The organism is Clostridium hydrogenum, from assembly GCF_021432385.1.
Taxonomy (GTDB): Bacteria; Bacillota; Clostridia; order Clostridiales; family Clostridiaceae; genus Clostridium_S; species Clostridium_S hydrogenum.
In genome coordinates this window covers 947631-960228 of record NZ_JAEACT010000003.1, presented here as the reverse complement: position 1 = coordinate 960228, position 12598 = coordinate 947631, and the positions used below count along the sequence as shown (strand labels likewise).

Sequence of the window (12598 nt, the reverse complement as noted above, 5' to 3'; positions counted from 1 at the left end):
TAATAAAAAAAATAAGTTTTAAGATTTTTCTACGCTGGCGTAGAAAAATCATCCTTCATTGTGCATTGTGAACTGTGAATTGTGAATTAAAAAAATGCTTTGGAATTTATAGCAAATTGGCGTATAATTATATAAAATATTGCAAAAATTATATAAATGTGCTAGGGGGCTATCTTAATGGCAATTGTTAATGAAAATAGTGTTCTTGAATTTTATCTTACAGAGATGGATAGAGATTCCATAAGTTTTTTAAGGAATAAAACTGCCTTTAAAAAGGATATAAGAAAATACATAGAGAACTTACGTGATGCAGAAAATATGAATGAAAAAATTGAAGTTTCAAAGAAGTTGTGGAAGATTTTATTTGAAGCAGCAATGAGTTATATTGATCCTGATAAAAGAGGCTATGATGAATTATTTAAGTATTTTGATGAATATGTAGAGTTTGAGGAACTTATATTTGCTTCAGATTCTTTTTATAGGGATCACACGGTGCATTGCTTGTGGGTATATTTCCTTGGGGAGTATATAACTAAGGCTGAGGAATACAAATTTTTATTTAAAAATGCATTAAATGAAGTCCAGTTGTTAAAGGGAATGAAATGTTTTGTAGATAAACTTGGTAAGAGTAATGAAGATCTTAAGTATGTGTTAGATGAATTAAGTAAGACTACAGAATTTGAAGACTCAATAAAATGTGTGGCTGCGATTACTCATGATCTTGGATATCCACTTAAAAAAATTAATAAAATCAATAAATCAATAGGAAAAATTTTGCCGTATTTTTCAGTACAAGATTATAATGAGTTTAGTTTTCAGTTTAATAATATACAAAAAAGCAATATTGATAGTTTTATTGATTTCTTAAGTAATGATCTTCAATATAATATTTCGGCTAAAGATGATAATAATAGAGATGAATTAAATATGCTATTTGATAAAATATTTGTTATAGAGAATGGTTATATATTTGGATTACAAGAGAGATGGGAAGAAATTTTACAGGAAACTGAAATAAACAAATTAGAAGATGTATTAAAAAGTAATATTATGCTTAAATTCAATAGAGCAAATTATATTAGGTATTGCAGTGATTTTGAGGAATATGAGCATGGTATAATGAGTGCTTTTTTACTTATGAGAGTTGTAAAAACTTTTACTAATTCAAAGTTTTCATACGGAAATAATTCTGATATAAAAGCACATGATTTAGATTATTGCGGAATTTGTTCTAAGCAAGATATTTTAAAGGCAATATCAGACCACACAAGTTCTTCATATAATATAACAGGTATAGAAGATGTATCATCAATATTAACCTTCATAGATGAACTTGAAGAATTTTCAAGAATATCACGAGCAAACCAAAGCAGGCAATATGTAAGTGAATTTTGCAAAACCGATATATATGTTGAAAATGAAGTATTTAATATAGATTTCATCTTTGATAATGAAAAATTGGACAACCTAGATCCAGAGAGAGCTTTTAAGGGCAGATGCAAGAGATTTCTTACTTTGTTTAATATTCCTAAACTCAATGATAACCTTAAATTGAGATTGAGATGTATTGGCAAGCTTTCTTATGACAATAATATTTATTCTCTTGAAATAAGAAATAAGTATGCAAAAATAAGTATAAATGATGAGGAAAAGAATATTCCACAGTACTTGAAGGGAAGACAGTTTTATAGTAGAGAGGAATATGAGAAACTTTAAAGCAGAGTACAAAGTACAGAGTACAGAGTACAGTGAAGGATAATTTTTCCGCCGTTTGCGGAAAAATTTTAAAACTTAATGGGCTATGCCCAAACCCCTTTAGCGAATCTGTACTCTAAATCCAGAAAAGTGGCTGCCTTTCGGCAGCCACTTTCCTGGATTTTTTATATTAAGTTTAAAAATAAAGATCTCTTTCACCATTTTCAATTCTAGATAGTCTAGCAATGGTTTCTTTTCTTGTATCTTCAGAAGTTATATCTTGAAGATTCTTTTCAATTGTTTTCTTACCTATTTCTTTTAATTCGTCATCAGCATAGTCGAGTAAGAATTCTTTGAAGGTAAGTATTGCATTTGGAAGACAGCAGTTGTGAATTTCACCAGATTTGGCAAGTGCCATAAATCTTTCGCCTGTTCTTCCTTGTCTATAGCAAGCTGTGCAGTAACTTGGAATATATCCTTGTGAGCACAGAGATTTTAATATTTCAATAGGAGTTCTATCATCATTTACTACAAATTGTGGAGGATCTATTTGAGATTTGTCTCCAAACTCCTTTTCATAGCCGCCAACATCTGTTGCGGAACCAGCACTTACTTGTGATATTCCAACGGCGATTACTTCTTCTCTAAATTTAGGTTCTTCTCTTGTTGATAAAATCATTCCTGTGTAAGGAACTGCAAGTCTTAATATTGCAACAAGCTTCTTAAAGTCATGATCGTTAACAATGTAAGGTAAATCCTTAAAGTCAACTCCACGAGCAGGTCTTATTCTTGGCATTGAAATTGTGTGAGGGCCAACACCGTTGAATTTTTCTTCAAGATGTTTAACATGCATGAACATTGCAACAGTTTCATACTTGTACTCATATAGACCATATAAAACACCAATTCCAACATCATCTATTCCAGCTTCCATAGCTCTTTCAAGGGCAGTCATATGATAATCATAATTATGCTTTGGACCTGTTGGATGCATGTGGCTGTAAGTTTCTCTGTGATAAGTTTCGGAGAATAAAGTATAAGTACCTATTTTAGCAGCTTTTAACTTTTTATAGTTTTCAATTGTTGTAGCTGCAATGTTTACATTTATTCTTCTCATAGAACCTTTATCTTTATGAACTTCGTAAATTGTATTCATGCACTCAGTAACATAATCTATAGGACAATTTACTGGATCTTCACCTGCTTCAAGAACAATTCTTTTATGACCAAGAGATTCAATTAATTCAACTTCTCTTATTAATTCATCCTTAGTTAATTTTTTCCTGTTGCCCTTATTTTCGCAGTTGTAACCGCAGTACCTGCAGCCGTTAACGCAATAACTGCTTATATAAAGTGGTGCAAACATTACTATTCTGTTACCGTATATAGCTTGTTTTATTTTTATTGCTGTCTTATATATTTTATCAAGTGTTTCATCATCTTCTACATGAAGAAGAGTTGATACTTCTTTTGGAGTAAGTCCTTTACATTCAGCTGCTTTGTTTATAATTTCATCGATGTAACTTGAATCTTTTGCTTTTTCTTTTCCATATTCAAGATATTCTTTGATTTGTGTGTCATTAATAAAATCTGCTTTTTCAGAACTAATCATACTGTATTAGCCTCCTAACATTTTTTAGACATAGCTGATTTTACGCTTACACCGGATATTTTACCTAGCTTTCCAGTCATGGCGCTTAATTCATCTGAAGTACCGTCCACTATAATTGATATAACGGAAATGCCTTTTTCCCTATAGGGGATTCCCATCCTGCCAACTATTATGGAACTGTATGTATGGAGTATTTGATTGACTTCACTTGCCATTTCTATATTTTCTATTATTATGCCTACAACAGCAATTCGTTTATCCAAAGTAAATCACCTCAATAATAAAAATACCCTCCATACAGGAAGGTTTAAATACATAGATATAATCCTTCCTTTTACACGGTAAGCACTGTGCAATTAGAATTTCAGCTAACAATTTTATGTCCATATTGAAAGAAAAAACTCGCACTACAGACAAATATATTCTCTCACAAAATATGTTATAAAGCAATAGGGGTGTGTTCATAAAAATATTACATTGCGTATGCTTTATGACAGGGGTATAATAAAAAAATACTAAATTAATTATATTCGGGGGGCAAAAATATGGATTTAATAAAGTTTCAGGAATTTAGAAAAAAAGTGGCAGGTAATATTAGTAAAGTAATTGTTGGAAAACAAGATAAAATAGATAAAATAATAGTAGCATTTATTTGTTCTGGGCATGTTTTGCTTGAGGATGTTCCTGGACTTGGGAAAACTAAACTTGCAAGGGCAATGGCAAAATCATTAAATTGTAGTTTTAATAGAATACAGTTTACGCCAGATATATTACCATCAGATTTAACAGGAATATATTATTATAATCAAAAAAAATCTGAGTTTGAATTTAGAAAAGGTCCTTTATTAAACCAATTTATACTTGCCGATGAAATAAATAGAGCAACTCCAAGGACTCAATCTGCACTTCTTGAATGTATGGAAGAAGCTCAGATAACCGTTGAAGGAAATACAATAAAACTTGAGACTCCATTTTTTGTTATAGCAACTCAAAATCCGGTTGAACAATTTGGAACTTTCTCACTTCCAGAAGCACAACTTGATAGATTTTTTATAAAAATATCTATGGGATATCCTGAGTTTGATGAGGAAATAAGTATGATGGATAGATTTATGACAAAAGATCCATTAGAAACTTTAGAGGCTGTTGTAACTATGGAGGAAATAAAATATGTACAAAGTGAATTTGTAAATGTTCATATAAGTGATGAAGTTAAAAAATACATAGTTGATATGATAACTGCTACACGTAGAGATGAAGATGTTGAAGTTGGATGTAGTCCTAGAGCTACAATTGCATTAATGAAAGGTAGTCAAGCCTATGCTGCAATAAATGGAAGAGATTATGTCATTCCAGAAGATGTTAAAGAGATGGCAATTCCAATTTTAAGTCATAGATTAATACTTAAAAATGATTCGGGAGTTTTAGAAAATATGGGACAGAATGTTGTTACGAAAATAGCTAATAGCATAAATCCGCCACTTGAACAAGTTTAAGAGGTGAGCTTATGTCAGAATTTTTTATATTTATAGTCATAGGCATAGTTATGTTGTACTTGGGAGATATGACTAGAGCAAAAGGATTTAATAATCTAACAATAAGAAGAGAACTTGAAACAAAAAGAATTAATTGTGGTGATGAATTTAAAATAACCACAATTGTTGAAAATAATAAGTGGCTTCCAATCTCTTTTTTAATATTGAACGAATATATGCCTAAAAATATAAGTTATAGTAGTTACTATTCCAGTATAGATAATGGTAAGAATACTGTATATGTCAATCATTATACCATAGGTGGTCATGAAAGAGTAAAGAGAACTTATAATGCAAGGGCAAATAAAAGAGGGGTATATATTATAAGTAACATAGAAGTTAGTATAGGTGATACCTTTGGATTTGCGTATAATAATAAACAGTTTGAGGATTATAATGAACTCATAGTTTATCCTAATGTAGTAAACTTGAATAAATTTAAATTTGAGAGTATAGGACTTCAAGGCAATGTTATAGTAAAAAGATGGATTTATGAAGATCCTTTATTTATAAAGGGTGTAAGAGAATACGGACCAGAAAGCAGAATGAAGGATATACATTGGAAGGCAAGTTCTAAGCTTGGAAAACTTATGGTTAAGGAATTTGACCATACTTCAGATATGGAGTTTACTGTAATATTAAATGTGCAGTGTGCCGAATATTATTGGCAGAGTATAGATAAAGATATAATAGAAAAAGAAATAGAGTTATCAGTTTCTATTATAGCAGAGATACAGGGACAGAAGGTTCCAGCAGGTTTGTGTACTAATGCTATGTTGGCTGGAATCAGTAAATCTCATAAGTCAGAGGTTAAACCTTCTATAAATTCACTGCAAAGAGTGTTGGAGCTTAGTGCTAGAATTGGATATGATGTAAGAACTAAATTTTCAGATTATTTGAGTCAAATATCAAAAAGTTTTTCAAAAAATAACACATATATAGTGATTACTCCTTATATGGATAAAGAAATTCAATATGTACTTTCGAAACTTGTAAAGTGCGGTTATTCGATAAAACTTATTGATATGTCTAGAAACGGCAATTGTCCTTCAATACGTGGAGTAGAGAAAATCGTTTATAAGGAGGCATTATAGTGAGTTGGTATAGAGAGGTAAAAACTATATATACAATAAATTTACTTATGATTTTATATATTGTATGGAGTATTGTAAGTATTGCCTTGTTTGGAAATCCTATTGATTATAAATTCTATCTTATAACACTTATTGGAATCTTTATAATTGAGTATTTTTTGACTAAAAAGAAGATGAAAAATGTAGGGATTGCAATTTCAATATTAGTTGCTTTAGTGCTTTTGTATTTTTCCATTAATGATATGACTTATGTAGTTATGAATGCCGCATATTATATTTTTGAGGTATTTGTATTTGTAAAATTTGCGGAAGATTCTATTAAATATAGTGCTTTAAGGGGATATATTAAAAATTCAATAATAGTAATGATGTTTGTTGTTATATTTATGCATAGATTGGATGCACATCAGCTTCAAAGTACTTTTAGATTTTATGTTATTTTCCTTATTTCATCAGTGTTATTGCTTCGAGAGTCTAGGTCTTATTCCAGTAAAGTAAAAAAAAGAACACCTCTCAAAAATAATGTTTTAATTTCTGCTGGCATGATATTTTTTTCATTTGATTTTGTTTTGGAAGCAATATTTAAAATAATAGGTTTAGTGTTAAAGTTTTTAGGTTTTGTATTTTCTCCATTAAAACCATTGGGATATAAACTTGCAGTGATCTTGGATAGCGTATTAAATCCACTTATGTATAAGTTAGCAAAAGGGTGGCAGAATTTTTATAAGTCAAATCCAAATGGAAAGCTTAAGATAAAAGCTAGTCAATATCAGAAAGAATTACATAATACTAAGAGTTCTAATGGTGTTGCTACAACTATGGCTATTGTTATTGGAATAATTATACTATGTACAATTATATATGTTATTTATAGATTCACAAGAGGTAAGAAAAAGAATATAAAAGAGCTTAAAAATGATGTTGTTGAAGAACGAGAAAAAATAAAAAATGATAATAAAAATACGAAGAGCTTTTTTAGTAAATTAACTGAGGCTTTTAGAAAAAAGGGAAATGTTAATGAAGAAATAAAATTTTTATTTGGAAAGTTTCAATTTTTAACGTATAAAAAAGAAATTTTTAAAAGCTATATGACAGCTACACAGCTTACGAATGTAACAAAGGCTCATATTGATGAAAGCGATGAACTTGATAAGCTGTCGAATATTTATAATGAAGCTAAATTTTCAAATAGACTGATGGAAAAAGATAAATTTGAGGCTATGAGCGAAAGTTTTGATAAGGTTAGAAAAAAACTTTTAGACCTCAAGGAAAATAAATAATAGAACTATTAAATCAGAGTACAAAGTACAGATGACAGAGTACAGTTAAGGATGATTTTCTTCCGCTTTTCTCAGGTAAATCTTAAACTTAATGGTGTCAGCTGCACTGAGCACCATTAATGGTGCATTGAGCAGCAATAAAAAAATAAGTTTTCAGATTTTTCGTAGTGCTAACGGAGAAAAATCGTCCTTCATTGTACTTTGTACTCTGTACTTTGGATTCTCCTCCTATAGTGTTTCATATCATATTTTTTAGATACATAACAATTTTATATTTCGCTATGTTTTAAATAAGTGTATATAAATTAAAATGAGTGGAAAAAATATATAATATGAAATTCAAGTTAGAGTACGATAAAGGATGGAACCAGTACACTAAAAATTATTTAAGGTGTATTTTTTAATATTATGAACCAACTAAACTAGAGTACGGAGTACAGATTACAGAGTACAGTTAAGGATACACCTGCTAGGGGTTTTGGGCGTAAGCACATGTAGGTTCTTTAACTTAGTAAAAGTATTCTCAATAGTAGTGCAATAAAACTTTGCATATTAATAAACTTACGTCAAGTAAATCTTAAACTTAAATGTTGTCAGCTTCGCTTATAGATATACCAGCTCAATTATTAAAATTCATGTGCACCATAATGCCTAGAAGATGGCATTTTAGTACAAATAAATTTTAAGCATTACAATGGTATATCGTTAACAACATTAATGCAGCTATTGCGTAAGCAATCAAAAAATAAGTTTTTAGATTTTTCTACGCTCGCGTAGAAAAATCATCCTTCACTGTACACTGTACTCTGTCATCTGTACTCTGAATAAGTCCTCCATTATTTGTACTCTTAAATATTAGGGGAGGAGATTTACAAAATGGAAAAAATAGATTATAATGGAAAAGATAGTGCGAGTTTTTTACATTTTATTGAAACTGTAGTGTCAAGAGAACTTGAATATTATATTATAGATTCCATATTTACAAAAGATTTTAATTATAGACTACATCAAATTGTACGAGATATAAAGAAAGGAAAACCAGATATAGAATGCAGTATTATTTTTGGTAGTGATGGAGAGGCAAGTGTAGTAGATTCAAATATAATTGGAAAATATATATGTGATTTATATAATGTAAATATATGTGAGCATTATAAAGTAGATAAAATTGAAAAAATTATAAATGAAATAGATATTGAGAAGGATGAAGTTAAAACTGATTTTGTATTAACATCTATAAATATATTTTATGATGTATTAGAGCAAGTTTATAAGAAAATTATATATAACAAAGATATATATGATAAGTACAGAGAGTACTATTATTTAGTTGATGATAATATAAGAAAAAATTCAGTTATAGTGCCAGTACTTTTAATAATGGAAGATATATGCAAGAACTTAAAAATTAAAAATAGCATATTAATAAATTGTTGTAAAAAAAGTTGCGACACAACAATGTGATAATCGACATTTTAATCAAGAATAAATTTACAATTAAATATTAATTTAACATATACACAATAAAATTTATTCACAAAATGTTAATAAAAGAATATTATTTAAAATCAATGTCAAAAATTAAATAAAAAAAATTTTAAGCATATATCATCAATTGACAGAATTTTTCTGAAACTTATGTTAATATCACTGTATAAGGTTGGGGAGGTTGTTTATATGGAGATAGTTGAATCAATGGTAAAAAAAATTGAAATTGATGACAAAACATGTGAATACGAGTATATGTTAACTAGAGGGAAAATTATATTGAATCATACTAGCGGGGTTATAAGTATTCAATCTTATGGTATAGAGGTTGAAAGAAAAGATTTTATGGGGGGAAAACTTATAAACGTTGAGCGTGATGGTATAAAAAATATTAGCTCTGATAGATACAAAGTACATAATCTTATGAGGATTTTATATGATAACGTAGTTTCGCCAATAAATTTTATTGAAATAATTGGTGAATATGTTGACGAATACACAGCTGATTATGATAATGCATATAGTGATATTTCAAATTGTTAAAAAGAGGAGGGTAACTCCTTTTTTTATTGCATTAAAACATAGCCAATTAAATTTATTTTATTTATAATATTAATTTTGGAGAGTATAATAGAAGAAAAACTAGAGTACAGAGTACAGAGTACGGAGTACAGTGAAGGATGATTTACCTTTCCTTGCGTCAGGTAAATCTTTGAACTTAGTAACTTTTTAGCTTCGCTAAAAATAATTTAGAGGTTTGGGCGTAAGCCCATTAAGTTTTAAAGTTTTCTGCGTTAGCAGAAAACTAACCATCACTGTACTTTGTACTCTGTACTCTGTACTCTGCACTATGGGGTGGATTATGATTATAGGTGTTGGAGTAGATATAATTGAAATATCGAGAATAGAAAAGGCGGTTAATTTTAATAGTTTATTTATTCAAAAGTTATTTAATAAAAATGAAATAGATTATTTTGAAAGTAGAAAGTTAAGAGCGGAATGTATAGCAGGAAGGTTTGCTGCTAAAGAAGCAGTTGCAAAAGCTTTAGGTACTGGCTTTAGAGAGTTTAGTATGAAAGATATTGAAATAGATAGGACATCTCTTGGAAAACCAATAGTTATTTTAAAAGGAAAAGCTAAAATGATTGCGGAAAAGAATGGCAATTATAAAATGCATGTAAGTATTTCACATGATAGGCAAAGTGCTATTGCATATGCAGTTTTGGAGGTGTTTTAAATGAGAATTGCTTTAGCTAGTTGCATGAGAGCCATAGATAAATTTTGTATTGAGGAATTAAAAATTCCGGGAATAGTACTTATGGAGAATGCAGCAATTAAAGTAGCTAAAAATGTAGAAGATAAGTATAAAAGAATAACTATTGTTTGTGGCACAGGAAACAATGGTGGTGATGGTTTTGGTGTTGCAAGGCATCTTTGTAAGATGGGAGCAAAATTGGAAATATTTTTAGTTGGCAATGAGCAAAAAATGAGCCAGGACTGCGCTGTAAACTATAATATATTAAAAAATATGAATATAGATATAGCAAACATATATGATTCAGCGGGATTAAGCTGTCTTGAAAGCTCTATTGAAAAATCAGAAATGGTTATAGATTCGATTTTTGGAACGGGTTTAAATAGAAATGTTGAGGGGATTTTTAATTCTGTAATTTCTAGTATTAATGAAAAAGCTAAATATATTCTGTCAATTGATGTGCCCTCAGGAATGAATAGTGACAGTGGTTCCATAATGGGAAATTGCATAAAGGCTGATAAAACAGTTTCATTTGAGGCATATAAAAATGGATTTTTACAATATGGGAATGATAAGTATACTGGGGAAATAGTAATTGAAAATATAGGAATTCCAGAATATGTTATAGATAGATTTTGCAATAATAGCTTTTTATTAGATGAAAATATGGTTAAAGAAAGTATTATTAAAAGAAATAAATACAGCCATAAAGGTGATTTTGGTAGAACGCTAATTTTTGCAGGATCAAAAGGGTATTCCGGGGCTAGTTATATTGCAACTGAAGCTGCAGTTAAAACAGGTGCAGGACTTGTTACATTATGTACTTATAAGGAAATTCAAAATATTCTATGTGAAAAATTAATTGAAGCGATGACTGTAGCTTTTGATGAAGAAGAGAAAGTAAATCAAATGATTAAAAATAGTGATGCAATTGCAATAGGTTCAGGAATGGGAAATAGTAAATATACACTAGATATATTGAAAAAAGTCATAAGTAATGCAAAGTGCCCAATCGTAATTGATGCAGATGGTATAAATGTACTTAGTGGTAATCTTAGTATATTAGAAAATAAAAATAGTGAAATAATTTTAACACCTCATCTTGGAGAAATGTCTAGAATAACAGGAATAAATATTGAAAGTATAAAAAAAGACAGAAGGGTTATCGCAGAAGAATTTGCTTTAAAATATAATGTAACTGTTCTTTTGAAGGGATTTAACACGATTATAACAGATGGTAAAACTACAGTTATAAATTCTACTGGAAGTAGTGCTATGGCTTCAGGTGGAATGGGAGATTGCTTAACAGGAATAATAACTTCTCTTATAGGGCAGGGGTACCAACCTTTTAAGGCAGCATATATAGGAGCATATTTGCATGGATACTGCGGTGATATTTTGGCAAAAGATAAATTTAGTGTAACTGCATCAGATGTGATTGAGGAAATTCCGTATACTATGAAAAGGCTGGAAGGCTGATTCAGAGGGGAAGCTTAAGTAAAGAGTTTGGTAAGTAAAAAAATATATAGAGTACAAAGTACAGAGTACAGAGTACAGTGAAGGATACACATACTAGGGGTTTGGGCGTAAAGCCCATGTAGGTTCTTTAACTTAGTATAAGTACTTTCAATAGTAGTACAATAAAACTTTGTATATTAATAAACTTGCGTCAGGTAAATCTTAAACTTAAATGTTGTCAGCTTCGCTGAGCAACATACATGGTGCGATTGCGTAAGCAATCAAAAAATAAGTTTTAGATTTTCTGTAGCAAAGCGGAGGAAAATCATCATTAACTGTACTCTGTACTCTGTCATCTGTACTCTGAAATTATTTATAATGAATTCTCCAAATTCAACTTTTCACAAACTTTTCCCAAAAGTAATAATAATTTCTCTAGTTTCCTCATAGTATTTAGTAATAGAAATTTTAATTTATGAGAGGGACTAGGTGAATAAAAAGATAAGCTTTGTAAAGATAAGTTTAGGAATATGCGCTGTACTTGTAATAGTTTCAATATTATTTGTATACCATATTTTTAATATAATCAAATATAAAGATAAAAATGTAGTTACGTATTTAAAAAATTTAAAAAGCTATAGCTGTAATACTGATATTACAATTAAAAATGATAAACAAGATGTTAATTATAAATGCAGCCAAGTTTATGCATTGGGCTCGGGATATAGAATGGAATTAAATAAAGGTAGAACCATGATTTTTAAGGAAAATAAAATATACGTTAAGGACAAAGAAAATAAAGCAACTTATGTCACGCCAGATAGCTTTGATGAGGTATTTAAATTGAGCTTTATAGGAGAATATATTGGCATGCTGTATACTAATGAAAATACAAAATATTCACTTATAAAGACTAATGGAGTGGAGTATGCAATAATAAAAATTACAATACCTAATCAAAATAGAAACATAAAATATGCAGAAATGTATGTAGACACTAAGAATAATGTTCCTTATAAGGTTAGCATATATGATGATAAGGACAAAGAAAGAATACAAATCATGTATAAAGAGTTCAAGCCTAATATAAGCGTGGATAAGGGGGCTTTTGCTATAGCTAAATAGTTTGATTCAGAGTACAAAGTACAAAGTACAGAGTACAAAGCTCATAGGCCCCCTCA

11 protein-coding genes are annotated in these 12598 nt (G+C 29.6%); 9 read left to right on the top strand and 2 right to left on the bottom strand.

Annotated features, from left to right (window positions below):
- The first annotated feature begins 177 nt into the window (after positions 1-177).
- Entirely contained in the window at positions 178-1716 is a 1539-nt protein-coding gene (locus tag CUEA01_RS17500) for a hypothetical protein (protein ID WP_234123073.1), read from the top strand.
- 175 nt (positions 1717-1891) lie between these two features.
- Here CUEA01_RS17500 and hydG read toward each other — a convergent pair whose 3' ends face one another.
- Positions 1892-3304, bottom strand: coding sequence for a [FeFe] hydrogenase H-cluster radical SAM maturase HydG (hydG, locus tag CUEA01_RS17495; RefSeq protein ID WP_234123381.1), 1413 nt, complete (start codon positions 3302-3304; stop codon positions 1892-1894).
- Between the two features lie 17 nt (positions 3305-3321).
- The gene (locus CUEA01_RS17490) at positions 3322-3570 is read right to left on the bottom strand and encodes a TM1266 family iron-only hydrogenase system putative regulator (protein ID WP_234123071.1); all 249 of its coding nucleotides are present in this window, start codon (positions 3568-3570) and stop codon (positions 3322-3324) included.
- 282 nt (positions 3571-3852) lie between these two features.
- Here CUEA01_RS17490 and CUEA01_RS17485 point away from each other — a divergent pair, with 282 nt between their 5' ends.
- From CUEA01_RS17485 to CUEA01_RS17450, 8 genes are all read left to right on the top strand, one after another.
- Entirely contained in the window at positions 3853-4803 is a 951-nt protein-coding gene (locus CUEA01_RS17485; protein WP_234123069.1) for an AAA family ATPase, read from the top strand.
- Positions 4804-4814: 11 nt separating this feature from the next.
- Complete coding sequence (locus CUEA01_RS17480) at positions 4815-5936, top strand: DUF58 domain-containing protein (RefSeq protein WP_234123067.1); 1122 nt, start codon at positions 4815-4817, stop codon at positions 5934-5936.
- A complete protein-coding gene (locus CUEA01_RS17475) occupies positions 5936-7216 on the top strand; it encodes a hypothetical protein (RefSeq protein ID WP_234123064.1) in 1281 nt (426 codons plus the stop codon). The genes CUEA01_RS17480 and CUEA01_RS17475 overlap by 1 nt, the downstream gene beginning before the upstream one ends.
- Positions 7217-8092: 876 nt before the next feature.
- Positions 8093-8680: a hypothetical protein gene (locus CUEA01_RS17470; protein WP_234123062.1), complete on the top strand. Its 588-nt coding sequence runs from the start codon at positions 8093-8095 to the stop codon at positions 8678-8680.
- 213 nt (positions 8681-8893) lie between these two features.
- Positions 8894-9247: a DUF6514 family protein gene (locus CUEA01_RS17465; RefSeq protein ID WP_234123061.1), complete on the top strand. Its 354-nt coding sequence runs from the start codon at positions 8894-8896 to the stop codon at positions 9245-9247.
- A 319-nt stretch (positions 9248-9566) separates the two neighbouring features.
- Positions 9567-9941 (top strand): holo-ACP synthase, encoded by a 375-nt coding sequence (acpS, locus tag CUEA01_RS17460; RefSeq protein WP_234123060.1) that lies wholly within the window; start codon positions 9567-9569, stop codon positions 9939-9941.
- The gene (locus CUEA01_RS17455) at positions 9942-11438 is read left to right on the top strand and encodes an NAD(P)H-hydrate dehydratase (protein ID WP_234123059.1); all 1497 of its coding nucleotides are present in this window, start codon (positions 9942-9944) and stop codon (positions 11436-11438) included. It begins immediately after the preceding gene.
- A 468-nt stretch (positions 11439-11906) separates the two neighbouring features.
- Positions 11907-12542: a germination lipoprotein GerS-related protein gene (locus tag CUEA01_RS17450; protein WP_234123058.1), complete on the top strand. Its 636-nt coding sequence runs from the start codon at positions 11907-11909 to the stop codon at positions 12540-12542.
- Positions 12543-12598: the final 56 nt, after the last annotated feature.

Coding starts and splice junctions, on each gene's coding strand:
- CUEA01_RS17455 (WP_234123059.1), top strand. CDS start 9,942: ATGAGAATTGCTTTAGCTAGTTGCATGAGAGCCATAGATAAATTTTGT.
- CUEA01_RS17465 (WP_234123061.1), top strand. CDS start 8,894: ATGGAGATAGTTGAATCAATGGTAAAAAAAATTGAAATTGATGACAAA.
- CUEA01_RS17485 (WP_234123069.1), top strand. CDS start 3,853: ATGGATTTAATAAAGTTTCAGGAATTTAGAAAAAAAGTGGCAGGTAAT.
- CUEA01_RS17500 (WP_234123073.1), top strand. CDS start 178: ATGGCAATTGTTAATGAAAATAGTGTTCTTGAATTTTATCTTACAGAG.
- CUEA01_RS17480 (WP_234123067.1), top strand. CDS start 4,815: ATGTCAGAATTTTTTATATTTATAGTCATAGGCATAGTTATGTTGTAC.
- CUEA01_RS17470 (WP_234123062.1), top strand. CDS start 8,093: ATGGAAAAAATAGATTATAATGGAAAAGATAGTGCGAGTTTTTTACAT.
- acpS (WP_234123060.1), top strand. CDS start 9,567: ATGATTATAGGTGTTGGAGTAGATATAATTGAAATATCGAGAATAGAA.